Genomic DNA, 1173 nt, shown 5'->3' with positions numbered 1-1173 from the left:
GTCTGTTGAAAAAGTTACTGTAGAGCCTGAATGGTTTTTGAATCTATAGATAACTCAAGAGACGATGTTGCGTTTTATGGTAAACAGATTCGCAGAGATATTCGCCATGTGAGAAGATGTTTATGCCGCTATTTCCCATATGGCCGCGTAAACGAAAAGGGAGTCTTAATGAGAAAACTCTCTGGCGAATATGCATAATCTTGGATATGTTATGGTTGTATCATCCTTGTCGCCAGTTTTCAAACAGCGCTTAGCTAACAAACAGTACTTTTTGCAAACTGCATTCAAAGACTGTCTCTGGTGAGAATATAGGCTTCACCAATCTGGCAGATTGAGCATGGAAAATCGTCCTTTGGCTCGAAAACAGACGGGAACAGTAAAGAGCCGTCCCCCGCAGGAGTCGCAATTTGAAAGTTTTACATACATCGGATTGGCATTTGGGACAATCGCTCTATGGACACAAGAGATACGAGGAGTTCAAGAGCTTTCTCAACTGGTTAGGCTCCCTTATAGAGACTGAGGGTATCAGGGTGCTTCTGATTGCCGGAGATGTGTTTGACAGCAGCACTCCGAGCAATCGGGCGCAGGAACTCTATTACGATTTCCTGCAAAAGGCTTCAAGAACTTGCTGTCAGAACATAGTGGTTATTGCCGGAAATCACGATTCGCCTTCGTTTTTGGATGCGCCGAAAAGGCTGTTGCGGGTTCTCGATGTATACGTAATTGGACAGAAGGCAGAAACGGCCGAGGATGAGGTCCTTGTCCTTTACGATAGGAAAGATAAACCACAGGCAGTTGTTTGCGCCGTCCCATATCTGCGGGACAGGGATATACGCATTGTGGAATCTGGGGAAAGTGTAGAAGAAAAGGGCGCAAAATTGATAGCGGGAATCAGGGAGCACTATCGGAATGTATGCAGCCTTGCAGAGCAAAAACAATCGGAACTGAGCAAAGAAGGTAACCCGGAAATTCCAATAATTGTCATGGGACACCTGTTCATGGCAGGAGCCAAAGCGGTTGGCAGCGGGAAAACCAGAGAGCTGGGCTCGCTAACTCAAGTGGATGCGGATATTTTCCCTGATTCCATCGACTACGTTGCCCTTGGACATCTGCATATACCGCGGCAAGTGAATGAAGCCGAGCATATTCGTTATTGTGGATCGCCCATCCCCT

General features: G+C 46.5%; 1 protein-coding gene. It reads left to right on the top strand.

Annotation, left to right across the window (positions count from 1 at the left end; genetic code table 11):
* Nucleotides 1-407 precede the first annotated feature (407 nt).
* Nucleotides 408-1173, top strand: a 766-nt coding sequence (gene sbcD / locus S1OALGB6SA_RS08790; RefSeq protein ID WP_124033221.1) for an exonuclease subunit SbcD, incomplete at its 3' end; no start/stop codon positions are given.

It is taken from the genome of Olavius algarvensis spirochete endosymbiont (assembly GCA_900608495.1).
GTDB lineage: Bacteria > Spirochaetota > Spirochaetia > DSM-2461 > DSM-2461 > UBA2779.
This window is presented reverse-complemented; position numbering and strand designations above follow the sequence as displayed.